Source organism: Kiritimatiellales bacterium (assembly GCA_041656295.1).
GTDB lineage: Bacteria > Verrucomicrobiota > Kiritimatiellia > Kiritimatiellales > Tichowtungiaceae > Tichowtungia.
In genome coordinates, this window is record JBBADV010000005.1 from 72,245 (window position 1) to 85,242 (window position 12,998).

12 protein-coding genes are annotated in these 12,998 nt (G+C 50.4%); 3 read left to right on the forward strand and 9 right to left on the reverse strand.

Annotated elements, in window-relative coordinates:
- Nucleotides 1-67: 67 nt before the first annotated feature.
- The 3 genes from WC959_04585 to frr are packed head-to-tail and all read right to left on the reverse strand — an operon-like array spanning nucleotide 68 to nucleotide 1,820.
- On the reverse strand, nucleotides 68-712 hold the full coding sequence (locus WC959_04585) for a phosphopantothenoylcysteine decarboxylase (protein MFA5688407.1): 645 nt from the start codon (nucleotides 710-712) through the stop codon (nucleotides 68-70).
- Nucleotides 709-1,257 (reverse strand): flavoprotein, encoded by a 549-nt coding sequence (locus WC959_04590; GenBank protein MFA5688408.1) that lies wholly within the window; start codon nucleotides 1,255-1,257, stop codon nucleotides 709-711. Before WC959_04590 ends, WC959_04585 begins: the two co-directional genes overlap by 4 nt.
- Nucleotides 1,257-1,820 (reverse strand): ribosome recycling factor, encoded by a 564-nt coding sequence (gene frr, locus WC959_04595; GenBank protein ID MFA5688409.1) that lies wholly within the window; start codon nucleotides 1,818-1,820, stop codon nucleotides 1,257-1,259. The genes WC959_04590 and frr overlap by 1 nt, the downstream gene beginning before the upstream one ends.
- Nucleotides 1,821-2,261: 441 nt before the next feature.
- Between frr and WC959_04600 the strand changes: the two genes are divergently transcribed.
- On the forward strand, nucleotides 2,262-2,705 hold the full coding sequence (locus tag WC959_04600; GenBank protein MFA5688410.1) for a hypothetical protein: 444 nt from the start codon (nucleotides 2,262-2,264) through the stop codon (nucleotides 2,703-2,705).
- A gap of 44 nt (nucleotides 2,706-2,749) precedes the next feature.
- On the opposite strand, the gene pyrH is transcribed toward WC959_04600, so the two are convergent.
- On the reverse strand, nucleotides 2,750-3,460 hold the full coding sequence (pyrH, locus tag WC959_04605) for a UMP kinase (GenBank protein ID MFA5688411.1): 711 nt from the start codon (nucleotides 3,458-3,460) through the stop codon (nucleotides 2,750-2,752).
- A 772-nt stretch (nucleotides 3,461-4,232) separates the two neighbouring features.
- Here pyrH and WC959_04610 point away from each other — a divergent pair.
- Complete coding sequence (locus WC959_04610) at nucleotides 4,233-7,601, forward strand: hypothetical protein (protein ID MFA5688412.1); 3,369 nt, start codon at nucleotides 4,233-4,235, stop codon at nucleotides 7,599-7,601.
- Between the two features lie 347 nt (nucleotides 7,602-7,948).
- Nucleotides 7,949-9,757, forward strand: coding sequence for a phosphoenolpyruvate carboxykinase (GTP) (locus tag WC959_04615; protein ID MFA5688413.1), 1,809 nt, complete (start codon nucleotides 7,949-7,951; stop codon nucleotides 9,755-9,757).
- A 50-nt stretch (nucleotides 9,758-9,807) separates the two neighbouring features.
- Here WC959_04615 and WC959_04620 read toward each other — a convergent pair whose 3' ends face one another.
- The 5 genes from WC959_04620 to WC959_04640 form a co-directional block, all read right to left on the reverse strand.
- Nucleotides 9,808-11,325 (reverse strand): hypothetical protein, encoded by a 1,518-nt coding sequence (locus WC959_04620; protein ID MFA5688414.1) that lies wholly within the window; start codon nucleotides 11,323-11,325, stop codon nucleotides 9,808-9,810.
- Nucleotides 11,326-11,431: 106 nt separating this feature from the next.
- Nucleotides 11,432-11,800, reverse strand: a complete 369-nt coding sequence (locus WC959_04625) for a GxxExxY protein (protein MFA5688415.1) — start codon at nucleotides 11,798-11,800, stop codon at nucleotides 11,432-11,434.
- Between the two features lie 47 nt (nucleotides 11,801-11,847).
- Nucleotides 11,848-12,273 (reverse strand): biopolymer transporter ExbD, encoded by a 426-nt coding sequence (locus tag WC959_04630; GenBank protein MFA5688416.1) that lies wholly within the window; start codon nucleotides 12,271-12,273, stop codon nucleotides 11,848-11,850.
- A 22-nt stretch (nucleotides 12,274-12,295) separates the two neighbouring features.
- The gene (locus tag WC959_04635; protein MFA5688417.1) at nucleotides 12,296-12,484 is read right to left on the reverse strand and encodes a four helix bundle protein; all 189 of its coding nucleotides are present in this window, start codon (nucleotides 12,482-12,484) and stop codon (nucleotides 12,296-12,298) included.
- 24 nt (nucleotides 12,485-12,508) lie between these two features.
- The gene (locus WC959_04640; protein ID MFA5688418.1) at nucleotides 12,509-12,967 is read right to left on the reverse strand and encodes a biopolymer transporter ExbD; all 459 of its coding nucleotides are present in this window, start codon (nucleotides 12,965-12,967) and stop codon (nucleotides 12,509-12,511) included.
- Nucleotides 12,968-12,998: the final 31 nt, after the last annotated feature.

Here is a 12,998-nt window from a genome sequence, read left to right on the forward strand (position 1 = left end):
AAGTTTCATCTGCGTTACAGAATTTTTCAAAGCCCATATCTGCGCCGCTTCGGCAGATTCGAGCCGATCACATCTGCGCAATCACCTTCTTGAAAATTTTCCCGGCGCAGGCCGCTTTATTTATGAGTCCCCACGGTTCGGTGCCGGAAGAATCAATCCACGTAAACATTCCGTTTTCAGCGCCGAGTGTTGCCGGCGTATTCAGCACGATGCCGTCGAGGTGTTTAGAAATCAGTTTTTCGCGCGCGAGTTTTTCACCGTCGTGTGTTTGCAGTGCAAATCCGATTGCTGTTTGCGCCGGCGTTTTTCCGGCACACAATATCGCGGCGATGTCGGGCGTTGGTGTCAGTTCAATCGCAAAGCCGGTGCCGGTTTTCGGCAGTTTTTCGGCGAATTTTTGCGCCGGTTGAAAATCGGCAACGGCGGCGGCAAATAGAATGAGATTTGCACTCGAAAATTTTTCCTGCGCGGCAGCAAGCATCTCTCCGGCGGATGTAACATTAGAAATGGAGAAACGCGACGAGGGCGTCGCGTCTACTTTGGGCAGATTATTTTCCGGTACCGGACCGGAAATAAAGTCTACATGCAGCCCGCGCTTCAGTGCTTCTTCTGCGAGTGCTTTACCCATTTTGCCGGAACTGGCGTTGCCGATAAAGCGCACCGGATCAAAATATTCATGCGTCGGACCGGAAAGAATCAGGACAGTTTTCATGCGAGCGCCCGGTGAATCGCGGCGAGAATTTCTTCCGGTTCGCTCATTCGTCCGGCACCGGAACTGCCGCACGCCGCGCGGCCTGCACCCGGACCGATGCGCTGCCAGCCGAACGCTTCGAGCGTTGTAACATTTTTTTGCACCGCCGGATTCTCCCACATGTGCGCATTCATCGCCGGACAGAACATTTTCACGCATGCCTTGCTGAGCGACAGCGCGGCGGCAGCGACAATATTATCGCCGCAGCCATGCGCTATTTTTGCAATCGTGTTGGCTGTTGCCGGCATCAGCGCAAACAGATCCGCCGTGGTTGACGGATAGAGGTGCGGAAACAGCCGGCCTTTGTCCGCCGGATTTTCCGTAAACAGTTCGGTGCGGACTTCTTTTTGCGACAGCGCTGCGAAGGTGAGCGGCGCAACAAATTTACAGGCCGCCGGAGTCATGGCAACCTGTACATCATGTCCCGCCTGTTTTAAGGCACTGACAACGGACGCGGCTTTGTATGCCGCAATTCCGCCGCTGACTCCGATCAGAATTTTTTTCATCAGACTTCCATCAGTTCTTTTTCTTTGGCGGTGAACAGCGCGTCCATCCTGCTGATATGCGCATCCGTCAGTTTTTGAGTTTCATCAAGGCTTCCTGCCAGATCGTCTTCGGTAATTTTACCGCTTTTCTCCAGCGCCTTGAGCTGATCGTTCGCTTCGCGCCGGATGTTGCGCACGGCGACGCGCTGCTCTTCTGTGGTACGCGAAGCAACTTTGGTCAGATCTTTCCGGCGCTCCTCACTGAGCTCCGGAATCGGCACGCGAATCAGCCGGCCGTCATTCAGCGGCGTAATGCCGATGTTGGCGGCGATGATTGCTTTTTCAATCGCTCCAAGCGACGACGGATCGAACGGACTGATCGTAATCAGGCGCGGTTCCGGCGTAGCAATGTTGCTGATGTCGCGCAGACGGCTCGCCGAACCGTAATAATCCACTGTAATATTTTCCACCAGGCTCGGGCTCGCTTTGCCGGTACGCAGTCCGGCCAGGTCCTGCTGCAAAAATTCCACCGCTTTCCCCATCTTTTCTTCAGCGGCCAGTAAAACTTCTGTTGTCGTTTCCATTTTTTACTCCTTCGTTCACTATAGAGTAACGCATATTAATTTTTTTTGTAACCTCAATGAACGCAAAGTTGCGCGAAACTGTTTCCGTTCAAACGTGCGGCGCGCAAGGGACTGCGCGCCCTGCCGATTCCTTTTCGTGTTCCTCGTTACCTCTGTGTAAAATCCGTTTTCATCCGCGTTATCCGCGGTTCAACTAATGCGTCATCAGCGTACCGGTGCGGCGCGCAAGGGACTGCGCGCCCTGCCGATTCCTTTTCGTGCTCCTCGTTACCTCTGTGTAAAAATCCGTTTTCATCCGCGTTATCCGCGGTTCAAACTAATGCATCACAGCGTACCGGTGCGGCGCGCAAGGAACTGCGCGCCCTGCCGATTCCTTTTCGTGTTCCTCGTTACCTCTGTGTAAAAATCCGCTTTCATCCGCGTCATCTGCGGTTCAAACTAATGCGTCACCAGCGTACCGGTGCGGTGCGCAAGGGACCGCGCGCCCTGCCGATTCCTTTTCGTGTTCCTCATTACCTTTGTATAAAAATCCGCTTTCATCCGCGTTATCCGCGGTTCAAACTAATGCGTCACCAGCGTACCGGTGCGGCGCGCAAGGGACTGCGCGCCCTGCCGATTCCTTTTCGCGTTCCTCGTTACCTCTGTGTAAAAATCCGTTTTCACCCGCGTTATCCGCGGTTCAAACTAATGCGTCACCAGCGTACCGGTGCGGCGCGCAAGGGACTGCGCGCCCTGCCGATTCCTTTTCGTGCTCCTCGTTACTTCTGTATAAAAATCCGTTTTCATCCGCGTTATCCGCGGTTCAAGCTAATGCGTCACCAGCGTACCGGTGCGGCGCGCAAGGGACTGCGCGCCCTGCCAATTCCTTCTCGTGTTCCTCATTAGCTCTGTATAAAAATCCGTTTTCATCCGCGTTATCTGCGGTTCAACTAATGCGTCACCAGTGTACCGGTGTTGTCGCCGCGGAATACGCGCAGCATCTCGCCTTCTTTAAAAAAGTTGAATACAACGATTGGAATATCGTTTTCCATGCAGAGTGAAAATGCGGCGGCGTCCATAATTTTCAACTGTTTGTTCAGCGCGTCGGCATACGTAATTTTATCGAACCGCGTGGCGGTTTTATCTTCGACCGGATCGGCGGTGTAAATGCCGTCAACCTTCGTTGCTTTCATCAGCACATCGGCGCCGATTTCGGATGCGCGCAATGCGGCGGCGCTGTCGGTGGTAAAATAGGGATTGCCGGTGCCGCCGCCGAAAATCACCACGCGGCCTTTTTCAAGGTGGCGCATCGCTTTACGGCGGATAAACGGCTCCGCAACTTCCTGCATATTAATTGCCGTCATCACGCGCGTTTGAATGCCTTCGTTTTCGAGCGCCGACTGCAGCGCCAGTGAATTGATCACAGTCGCCAGCATACCCATGTGGTCGCCGGTCGTACGGTCGGTTCCGCCTTTTTCACCCGCCAGACCGCGAAAAATATTTCCGCCGCCGACCACGACCGCGATTTCCGCGCCGGCTTTAATTAATTCTTTAAACTGCCGTCCGATCGCTTCAAGGACTGCCGGGTCAATACTGAGACCTGTTTCCCGGTTCTGCAGCGCTTCGCCGCTGAGCTTCAATAAAATGCGTTTGTACTTCATTTCAATCCCTCTCAAGTTTCGAGGCGCACTATAAAAATGAACGGTCAACTATGAAAGATGAAAGTTGTGTAATGCGCGCCGGAGTTTTTTAACCGCAGATATCACGGATGGAAACGAATCTTTACACGGAGACAAGAAAGACAGCGGAGAGTTTTTTGACAGGATGAACAAGATCAGCAGGATTTTTATTGGTGAGCTTTTATCCGTGTAAATTCTGTTCATCCCGTTAAAAAAATTCTTTTTCTTTGCCTATATCCGTTTATATCTGCGATATCCGTGGTTAAAAACTTCGCGCGCCTTGCGAACTTCTGTTTGAAAAATTTAACCGGAAGATCGCAAAGGTCGCAAAATTTTATTTTGACGGAATTTACAGGATTAACAGGATTTCCTGCTGCAAATGAGCGCGGATTAATAGTTAACAGGGTTCCTTTCATGCTGTTTCGTGTTTCTTGCGGTTAATGCTCTCCATTTTCAGGCCTTGAATTTCCGGATCTTCAGCATCTCTGCGTTTGACACGTAGAATTTTAAAGACTAAAACCGCATTCAAATAAATATAGTTTTGCGTTAACGCGTAGAATTGCTTCATCTGAAATTAGCACTTTCAAGTTGGGAAGCGAGCTTGCGAGACGCGCCTGCGGCGCGGCTCCCTGTCTTGTGTTTCCCAACAGGGCGTGCTAACCCTCAGATGAGGCACGAACATGGAGTTCGCGCCTCTTTTGTTTTTCATGGCGCTAAAGGAGTGCGAATTCCTGAACATAAAAAAGGGAAGCACATGAAAAACGATAGCATAATCAAAATCGCGTGGGGCAGTGTGATGTTGGCGGTCAGCGGATTGGCTCAGGAGCGCATTACGCTAAGTGACGGGGAAACAGTCAGCATCACCAATGTTACCTTTTTATCAAAATCGGCGGATTACGGCGGTGCGGTTTCAAATGAGAGCGGTGTGTTTTATATGACCGGCGGCGGATTTATCAACAATTCAGCCAAAAATCTCGGCGGTGCGGTTTACAGCACCGGCACAAACGCTTTGGTTGATCTGACGAATGTTTTCTTTTCAAACAATACCGCTACATATCGAGGAGGAGCAATTTTTAATGCTACATCAAGTTCGTTGAATCTGTCAGACAGCATTTTTTTCGGCAATACTGCACGTTTGGGTGGAGCCATCGGAAACCGTGGTGAAGTAACAATATTATCCAGCACATTTGATAGTAATTCCGCGGAAAATAATGCGGGTGCCATCCTGCAGACGGCGACAGGAACGCTTACGTTGTTAGACACAATTTTTAGAGGAAATTCCGCCGCAATAAGTGGTGGAGCTATCGGGAATCTAAGAAGAGTGAATATTATAAGTAATCATTTTGAGAACAACTCGGCCAATAGCGGCGGTGCAATTCATAATAACTCTCTCCATGGAAACGCACATATAAATGTGACAAATACGTTTTTCCTTGAAAACAAATCTGCAGTGCATGGCGGTGCGATTTTTAATAACGGAATCTTCGGGTTAATTGACAGCCGGTTTGAGAACAATACAGCGCAGACAAATGGCGGTGCGATTTTTAATGTGCGGGTGCTCTACACCAATGAGATGATATTAACGGAAGGAGAAATTGCGTTAACAAATGTATTTTTCTCCGGCAATTCAGCTTCCGGTGCCGGCGGAGCGGTAGCAAACTGGTATATTGCCAAGATGACCGGCGGGGCTTTCTCAAATAATGTTGCCGGAGGTAATGGCGGTGCATTTGTGAATGACAGCTGGAGTAATGCTGTAAATGGGCTGGTAAATAGCGGTGATGCGAGTTTTGAAAATGTCCGGTTTGAGAATAATACAGCGAATAATGGCGGAGCCATTGAAAATCGCAGTATTTTAAACATATCCGGCGAAGGCTTTATTAATAACTCCGCCGAAAATTTTGGCGGTGCCGTTAATAATTATAATGCAGATTCTTACGCTTTTCTGACAGATGTATTTTTTGCTGATAATGTAACTTCAAATCGCGGCGGCGCAATCTACAATATCGGCAATTTGGTGATAGAATCCGGTACTTTTTCCGGAAATTCTGCTCAAACGAATGGCGGTGCAATTTTCAATCACGGAACGTTTGTCATAAAGTCGAGCGGATTTACGAATAATCACGCCGTTAATTCCGGCGGTGCAATCTTGAACAATATGACAGATTCCACGAATACATTGGAAAACAGCTTTTTTGTCGAAAATACTGCGAATGCGGGCGGCGCCATTTGGAATGCGCGCGCACTTGACATAACGGAAGCCTTATTTTCAAAAAACAGTGCTCGATTCCGTGGCGGGGCAGTTTTTAATTCCAACTCAAACGGTGTTTTAACGCTTGCAGATGTTCAGTTTCTAGGGAACACGGCAACCAATTCCGGCGGAGCTGTTTTTAATAATCAGGACGCAACTGCAATTGCAACAAACACTATATTTAACGGGAATGAAGTCAGTCGCGGGGACGGCGGTGCGATTTATAACATTGGAAAATTTTATATCACGGATTCTTCGCTGATGAATAACACTGTATCAAATTATGGCGGTGCGGTTTATAACACCGGAACAAATGCAGTGATTGAAATAGCGAACAGTGATTTTACCGCTAATTCAGCCTTATGGGGTGGCGCCATTTTTAATACAAATAACGGGATTATTACCGCAACAAATACTATTTTTTCCGGAAATTCTTCAAAAGGCTCCGGCGGGGCGATTCGTAACTATGGATTATTTGCCATGACCAATGGTTGTTTTACTAATAATTTGACGATAGGCAGAAATTACGGTGGGGCGATTTATAATGTCGGCACAAACGCTACAATAAATTTAACAAATGTCTCTTTTTATAATAATACGGGAGCATATGTCGGAGGAGCTATATATAGTGATAAAGGAAATCTTACGGCGTCAGGCGGTGAGTTTGTAAATAATCATGCAGATTTTGGCGGAGCTGTCATGAATGCATGCGGCTTATTTGTTCATGAAGGGACGGCAAATTTTTCAAAAATGTTATTTCTCGCAAATTCAGCAACAACCAATGGTGGTGCAATTTATAATTCTGGTGTGTTAAATATTTCCGAATGTACGTTCGTTTCTAACTCAGCTTATTCGGGCGGAGCAATTTACGGTCTCCCGCAATCATCATCAAGTGAAGCCTGTATTATAAATCTACAAGATGTTTCTTTCTATGATAATATAGCAACAAATTCTGGCGGCGCAATTTTTGGAACAGGGAATGGTGTTTTTACCTTTGTTGTAAGCGAAAATAAGACAGCAGTATTTTCCGGCAACCGTGATAAAAACGGTGCAAATTCTGTTTTTCTGAATAGCGGATCAATAACGGTTGATACAGCACATGGTGGAATATTAGATATGCGTGACCCAATGCGAGCTGCGAATTCGGCGGTATCGGTTACAAAAACCGGCGGCGGGCGCTGGAAACTTGGCGGGACGAATCATCTTTCCTCTGCAACGGTTTCATTGAATGCCGGAACATTAGAATTATATTCAAGTGCAGTGCTCAATGTAAGTAATTTTTCCGGGCAGGCCGGCGCTGTGGTCACATTTAATTACCCGTCCAGAATTCAAATTGTCGATGAATTCTCCGGTAATGCCACCGTTGTATTAACTGGATATTCTCCGGCGGAAACCAATCTGCTGATCTCCGCAAAGTCGGAAGCCGTGGCGGAAACGATTGCGGCATCATTGCATTTTTTATCGCCGGAATTCGGTGCAATCGCAATCGAACAGAATGTTTATGCCGTTCCGTTCGCATCCGCATTTACCCAGCAGTCGCCGGAACCGGTGCCGTATGCGTGGCTGGAGCTGTATGGACTGGTCGCGCCCGGCAGCTCTGCAGAAGAGTATGAAAATGCCGCAATGGACGATGTTGATCATGACGGATACACCGCCTGGCAGGAATATATTGCCGGAACCGACCCGACCGATGAAAATTCCGTATTCCGTGCAGTTATGGATATGATGAACGGCGAACCGGAAATTACCTGGAATCCGGATTTGACGCCGTTGCGGCATTATTTTGTCGAGGGGCGCGAAACCTTATCCGGCGGGACATGGACAAAAACCAATAACGCCAGTCAATACTTCCGCGTGAAAGTGGAAATGCCGTAATTCCTGACTGCAATTCGAAGAAGGGCACGGCAGATGCCGGGCAGCGCCGGCGGCAATTAACGTAAACTTACGCGATTCAAAAAAGCACTCGCCGAATGGCAGGCAGCGCGGCGGCGATATCCCCGGTGGAACGCGACCTCCGGGCGCGTTTAATCCTGTTCCAAATTCAAACTTAAGCCTGCATCGCTGCCCTGATGCAAAACCCGGTGATATTGAAACGATAACATTGCCCCGCAGTATTTTATTCGCTCAGCGTTTGACTTGCTGCATCGGGTTTTGGCAGACTCACCGGAATTTTACCCGATTTAGAAACGGCCAACTTATTAAACTATAGAACAGGAGGAAAAATGAGCGCCCCGACTAAACATAAAAAGCTGCTTGAATGGGTGGCGGAAATTGAAACCATGTGTACGCCCGACCGCGTTGTCTGGTGTGACGGTTCCAAAGAGGAATATGACCGCTTAATGGGCGAAATGGTTGCCAGCGGAATGGCAATTAAGCTGAATGAAGAAAAACGTCCGAACTGCTATGCGTTTAATTCCGATCTGTCCGACGTGGCGCGCGTTGAAAACCGCACCTATATCGCCTCGCGCAAACAGGAGGATGCCGGCCCGACGAATAACTGGATTGATCCGGTTGAATTGAAAAAAACGATGACGAAACTGTACACCGGCTGTATGAAGGGCCGTACAATGTACATCATTCCGTTCTGTATGGGTCCAATCGATTCTCCAATCGCGAAAAACGCCATCGAAATCACGGACAGCCCGTACGTTGTGGCAAATATGCACATTATGACGCGCGTCTCTTCAAAGGTTCTTGAACTGCTGGGTGAGGACGGTGAATTTATCCCGTGTCTGCACTCTGTCGGTGCTCCGCTGGAGCCGGGACAGAAAGACAGCCGCTGGCCGTGCGCGCCGATTGAACAGAAATATATTGCGCACTTCCCGGAAGAAAATCTGATCTGGTCCTACGGCTCCGGGTACGGCGGCAACGCGCTGCTCGGCAAAAAATGCCTGGCGCTGCGTATCGCATCCAATATGGCACGCCATGAAGGCTGGATGGCTGAACACATGCTCATTCTCCGCTTCACGAACCCGGAAGGACGTCAGTTCCATATCGCGGCGGCATTCCCGAGCGCCTGCGGAAAAACCAATCTCGCCATGCTGCAGTCCACGGTTCCGGGCTGGAAAGTGGAAACCGTCGGCGACGATATCGCCTGGATGAAGCAGGGCCCGGATGGACGTCTTTACGCCATCAATCCGGAAGCCGGCTTCTTCGGGGTTGCGCCGGGAACCAGCCAGGAATCCAATCCGATGGCACTGGCAACCTGCCGTTCCAACAGCATTTTCACCAACGTGGTGGTCACTAACGACGGCGATATCTGGTGGGAAGGCATGGGCGTTGATTGCGAAGGCGGAACTGACTGGAAAAACCAGCCGTGGAAACCGGGTACGGTTGATGCCGACGGCAAAAAAATCCCCGGAGCGCACCCGAACAGCCGCTTTACTGCACCGGCGGCGCAGTGTCCGGTGATTTGCGCCGACTGGGAAAAACCGTCCGGCGTTCCGATTGACATCTTCATTTTCGGCGGACGCCGCACAAACACTATGCCGCTCGTTCATGAAGCCTACAGCTTTGATCACGGCGTGTATATGGGGGCAACCGCTGCTTCTGAACCAACTGCCGCCGCGCTCGACGTCAAACAGTCTCTGCGTTTTGATCCGTTTGCCATGACGCCGTTCATCGGCTACAACGGCGGCGATTACATGCAGCACTGGTTTGATATGGGTGACAAACTCGGCGACAAAGCGCCGCGCTGTTTCTACGTCAACTGGTTCCGTAAAGACGAAGACGGCAAATGGCTGTGGCCGGGATTCGGCGAAAACAGCCGCGTGCTAAAATGGATGTGCGAACGCGTTGAAGGCAAAGTCGGTGCCAGAGAAACGCCGATCGGTCTGATGCCGGAAGAGGGCGGAATTACGCTCGACGGACTCGACATCCCGGAAGCCGATTGGAATGAACTGATGAAAGTCGATAAAGATCTCTTCCGTAAAACGGTTGCGGATGCCGAAGAGTATCTCGCGGAGTTCGGCGATAAACTGCCGAAACGCATGACAGAACAGCTCAAGGAAATGAAAAAGCGTTTGGCTTAATCATTCAGCCGTTGAAACAAAAACGCGCCGGCATTCCGGCGCGTTTTTTATTATCTGATCGTAATGATCACATCATCATCAAACGTCACGCGCGGGGCGCGGTGTTCCGGCGGCGAGAACGACGGCAGAATGCGGTAATAGACCTGCAGCGACAGTGAGCACAGCGCGGTGGAATAAATTTTTTCTTCGCCGGTTTTCTGATTCGGCCCGAGCCACCAGCCCTCTGCGTGCTGATTTGACAGCAGCATCGGCGCAAACTTTGCATTCCAGGTTTTCCACCGTGAACCGCCGCGCTGGAACACCGCCTGCGTGTTGTAATACCACTCATACGTCGCCGGCAGGCTTTTATTAATCGGATTCAGCCACGCCGTTTCCCAGTCGCTCACGCCGAACTCATGCATGTAACGCAAACCGGCGGAGACCATCGGGTCGGTATGCAAACCGAGCAGTTGCAAACTCAATACCATCGCGCCGCTCATGACCGGCCCGCCCTCGCGCGGCGCGATCAGCAGATCGCCCTTCCGGTAAAACCAGATTCCGTTTCCTTTATACAAAAATGCGACTCCCTGCGCCGCGCGCTCCAGCGCCGCCGGAATTTCCGGCAGTAAAATTCCGGCGGCCTCGGCCGCCCTCAACGCCTGCACCTGCCAGCTTGTCGCCGACGCGTCGGCGATATCCTGTTCATACCAGTTGCCCCACGCACCGCAATGCAACTGACCGGCGCTGATCACGCGAATGCCTTTTTCCACCGATGCTTTCAGCGCCGGCGCACGCGTTAATGCATACGCCTCCGCCAGCGCATATGTCGCCTGCGCGTGTGCATACACACCGAGATCCTCGCCGGATTTTTCCGGCCGCACCGCTGCCAGCGGAACAAACAATCCGCTGTCCGGCTGCTGCTGCGAAAGCAGATATTCGATCGCGCGCTGAACCGTGCCGCCAAATTGTTCCGACGCCGGTGTTTCGCCGTGCGCCAGAAATGCCAGCAGCGCCAGCGCCGTCAACCGCGTCGCGCGCTGCTCATTCATCATCGATGCAATCCACTCGCGCTGATGCCAGCTTTGATTATACGCCGATACCGCGCCCCAATATCCTTCCGGCGTCTGCTGCGCCGCCAGCCATTCCAGGCTCCGCATCACCGCCGCTTCAACCTGCTCGCCGTAACCGCCGGCGAACTGTTGCAGCCGGTTACTGCGCGCGCCGGCGGAGCGCCCTGCAAACAGTCCCTGCATCACCAGCGGACTCTGAATTTCATGCATTGCCAGCCCGGCAAGGTCCGGCATATCCGGTGCCGACATTTCCACCGGCACGTCCGGCAGCGCCGGAACATCGCCCGGCGCAGTCATTAAATTACTGTCCGGCGGCAGTTCATCCAGTTTTTGCAGCGCTTGCTCGATTTCCGGAATCTCTTCGTGCTCCATTACCTGAACCTGCACCTCGCGGCCTGTGTCCAGCGCTTCAAAAATCACCAGATTAATCAGCACAATCAGCACGATCGCATTAACTGCGATTGCCGCCGCCAGCCCGCCGAAACGATCTAGAATTTTGCTAATATATTTCTGAAGCATATTATTTTTCTATAGCCACCAAAAACACAAGAAGCCACAAGACCGGAGCTGTGTTACCATTGTGTGTTTTTGATGTTTTTGTGACCATGACTTTTCATTATTTATTTTAATCCATGATAAATTTTTTAATGTAGAGTTTTGGGGAACCGAAATTAATCAACAATCCATCGCGAATCCGTGATGATTTTAAATAACCTAAAAGTTGCGCGATGTGTTCTTCGGTAGTCGCTCTGCACGCCTTCAACTCAACAATCAGACGATCTTCAATAAACAAATCAGCAAAATACTCTCCCAAATTTGTCCCGTCCTCATCATATACAGTTAACGGGTATTGTTGTTTTACTTTTAACCCGGCTTTTTGGAGCCGGTGAAACAAAGCATGCTCATAAATTTTTTCCAAATGTCCGTTCCGATGATACTTATGTATTGCGAAACTGGTCTCGCGCACAACATCACAAAGTTCGTGAATATGCATATCCCTCCTCTTTTTGTGAATTTTCGTGCTTTTTTGTGGCCATTCTCTTACTCCGCGCTTACCACCGAAATTTTTGAAAGTCCGTTTTGCGCACACAGATCTAAAACGCCCACCAGCTTCGCATGTTCCGAGCCGCCGGCGCAGGTGATCAGTACCGTCTGATTTTTACTGAACCCGGCCAGGCGCATTACAATCGATGTTAACTCCGCGCGCGAAACCGCACGTCCGTTCAGGCTGTAGCCGTTTTCAAAACCGCCCTCAGTAAATACAGCAATGCGGATCATTTTCGGCGGCGTACGTTGTTCCGTTTGCGACGGATCCGGCGCCGGACGTGAAACATCCAGATGCGCCAGCACGTCCGGTGTAGAAAACGTTACCAGAAAATAAATCAGCAGTTGAAATACCACGTCAATCATCGGCGTCATCGACACTTCGATCGGAACATCCTCGCGCACTCGTTTTTTTCGTTTCATAATTTGGTCGAACGTCTGAAGGTCAAAAGTCGAAAGTCATTTGCGCAAATAATTCTCTAACGTTCCAATTCCGCATTGAAACTCCGGCACGTTGAATCTGATCGCGGAAGCTGTAATCCCGGATTTTTCTGAAATCACCGTATATCTGCTGCACCAGGATGCGCGCATCCTGCCAGATCCGTAAATCTTCAAACCGTTCCACTTTATTCATAATATTTCTTCTCCTCTTGCGCCTTTAAGACGTTCGACCTTCAGACCTTTGACTGCCTTTGGCTGAATCCTTCGTCGCGATAAAACTGATTTTATAAAGTCCGGCGCCGGTGCAGGCATCGAGAACACGTTTGACATCTGAATGTTTCGCGGCGGCATCGGCGCGGATACGGATTGGAATTGACGGACCGGCGGCGCCGTACTCTGCCACCGTTTTCGCAAGAATCTGTTTCAGCCGTTCACCGGAAAGCGGCGTGCGCGCGATAAAAATCCTCCCTTTGTCATCCACCTCGACGGTGATCGTGCGCGGATCTTTTTCTTCAGCGACCAGGGGTCCGTGCGGTGAATCCGGCAGCAGCAGAAATTCGCTGACCGCTTCTTTTTCGAGCTGAACGGTGCAGACAAAAAAGATGATCATTTGAAACACCACGTCGATCATCGCCGTCATGTTAATATTGCCATCAGCCTGTTTTAAACGTGCCATGATTCATTGTCGAAAGTCCAAAGTCTAAACG

Excerpts from the sequence above, each read along its gene's own strand:
- WC959_04585 (MFA5688407.1), bottom strand. The coding sequence starts at position 712 with ATGAAAACTGTCCTGATTCTTTCCGGTCCGACGCATGAATATTTTGAT.
- WC959_04590 (MFA5688408.1), bottom strand. The coding sequence starts at position 1,257 with ATGAAAAAAATTCTGATCGGAGTCAGCGGCGGAATTGCGGCATACAAA.
- frr (MFA5688409.1), bottom strand. The coding sequence starts at position 1,820 with ATGGAAACGACAACAGAAGTTTTACTGGCCGCTGAAGAAAAGATGGGG.
- WC959_04600 (MFA5688410.1), top strand. The coding sequence starts at position 2,262 with ATGCGTCACCAGCGTACCGGTGCGGTGCGCAAGGGACCGCGCGCCCTG.
- pyrH (MFA5688411.1), bottom strand. The coding sequence starts at position 3,460 with ATGAAGTACAAACGCATTTTATTGAAGCTCAGCGGCGAAGCGCTGCAG.
- WC959_04610 (MFA5688412.1), top strand. The coding sequence starts at position 4,233 with ATGAAAAACGATAGCATAATCAAAATCGCGTGGGGCAGTGTGATGTTG.
- WC959_04615 (MFA5688413.1), top strand. The coding sequence starts at position 7,949 with ATGAGCGCCCCGACTAAACATAAAAAGCTGCTTGAATGGGTGGCGGAA.
- WC959_04620 (MFA5688414.1), bottom strand. The coding sequence starts at position 11,325 with ATGCTTCAGAAATATATTAGCAAAATTCTAGATCGTTTCGGCGGGCTG.
- WC959_04625 (MFA5688415.1), bottom strand. The coding sequence starts at position 11,800 with ATGCATATTCACGAACTTTGTGATGTTGTGCGCGAGACCAGTTTCGCA.
- WC959_04630 (MFA5688416.1), bottom strand. The coding sequence starts at position 12,273 with ATGAAACGAAAAAAACGAGTGCGCGAGGATGTTCCGATCGAAGTGTCG.
- WC959_04635 (MFA5688417.1), bottom strand. The coding sequence starts at position 12,484 with ATGAATAAAGTGGAACGGTTTGAAGATTTACGGATCTGGCAGGATGCG.
- WC959_04640 (MFA5688418.1), bottom strand. The coding sequence starts at position 12,967 with ATGGCACGTTTAAAACAGGCTGATGGCAATATTAACATGACGGCGATG.